General features: G+C 68.4%; 1 pseudogene. It reads right to left on the bottom strand.

Features of this window, described 5'->3' with window-relative positions:
• Window positions 1–1645 (bottom strand): annotated as a pseudogene (locus MJ777_RS14585) (apoptotic protease-activating factor 1 like protein); the annotation flags it as partial.

Below are 1645 nucleotides of genomic sequence, written 5' to 3'. Positions count from 1 at the left end.
ACCTGGTCAACGCCCGCGCCCGGTCGGGCGGCCAGCCGATGGTGATGGCAGCACTCAGAGCCTCGACGAGGACCGGCCCACGCTGCTCAGAGGGCAGGTGAGGTGCCAGCCTGATCAACGCCCGCGCCCGGTCGGGCGGCCAATCGATAGCGGTGGCAGCGCTCAGCGCCTGGGCGAGTTGGTCGGGAGGCAGGTAGGGTGCCAGCCTGGTCAACGCCTGCGCCCAGGCCTCCGGCCGGTGGATGGCGGTGGCAGCACTCAGAGCCTGGGCGAGGACCGGCCCACGCTGCTCAGAGGGCAGGTGAGGTGCCAACCCGATCAACACCCGCACCCGGGCCTCCGGCCAGCCGATAGTGGTGGCAGCACTCAGAGCCTGGGCGAGGACCGGTCCGCGCTGGTCAGGGGGCAGGTGAGGTGCCAGCCTGGTTAACGCCCGCACCCGGGCGTCCGGCCAGTCGATGGCGGCAGCGGCACTCAGAGCCTGGGCAAGCAGGCCAGGAGACAAATGAGATGCCAACCCGATCAATGCCCGCACCCGGGCGTACGGCCAGCCGATAGCGGCAGCGGCACTCAGAGCCTGGGCAAGCAGGCCAGGAGGCAGGTAGGGTGCCAATCCGATCAGCACCTGCGCCCGAGCGTACGGATCGTCGATGGCGGCAGCGGCGCTCAGCGCCTGAACGAGCAGCTCAGAAGGCAGATGAGAGGCCAACCTCGTCAACGCCCGCGCCCGAGCGTACGGATCGTCGATGGCAGTGGCGGCACGCAAAGCCTGAGCAAGCAGGTCAGGAGGCAGATGAGGTGCCAACCCGATCAACGCCTGCGCCCGAGCCTCCGGGTGGTCGATGGTGATAGCAGCACCCAGAGCCTGAACGAGCAGGCCAGGAGACAGCTGGGGCGCCAACCTGGTCAACGCCTGCGCCCGAGCGTACGGCAGGTCGATAGCGGTGGCGGCGCTCAGAGCCTGAACGAGCAGCTCAGAAGGCAGATGAGATGCCAACCTCGTCAACACCTGCGCCCGAGCGCACGGCCAGTCGATAGCACTAGCAGCACCCAGAGCCTGAGCGAGCAGGTCAAAAGACAAATAAGGCGCCAACCCGATCAACACCTGCGCCCGAGCCTCCGGGTGGTCGATGGCAGTAGCAGCACTCAGAGCCTGAGCGAGCAGGCCAAGAGACAAATGAGGCGCCAACCCGATCAACACCTGCGCCCGAGCCTCCGGGTGGTCGATGGCAGTAGCAGCACTCAGAGCCTGAGCGAGCAGGTCAGGAGGCAGATGAGATGCCAGCCTCGTCAACGCCCGCGCCTGGGCGTACGGCAGGTCGATAGTGGTAACGGCGGTCAGAGCCTGGGCGAGGACCGGCCCACGCTGGTCGGGGGGCAGGTAAGGTGCCAGCCTGGTCAACGCCTGCGCCCGGGCCTCCGGGTGGTCGATAGTGATGGCGGCGCTCCGAGCCTGAGCACGCTGGTCAGGGGGCAGGTAAGGCGCCAGCCCGATCAACGCCCGCGCCTGGTCGTCCGGCCAGTCGATGGTGATAGCGGCGCTCAGCGCAGCCCGGGCGAGAACCGGCCCACGCTGCTCAGGGGGCAGGTGATGTGCTAGCCCGATCAACGCCTGCGCCCGGGCGTCCGGCCAGTCGATGGTGAT

Source organism: Protofrankia sp. Cj5 (assembly GCF_917627405.1).
GTDB lineage: Bacteria > Actinomycetota > Actinomycetes > Frankiales > Frankiaceae > Protofrankia.
This window is presented reverse-complemented; position numbering and strand designations above follow the sequence as displayed.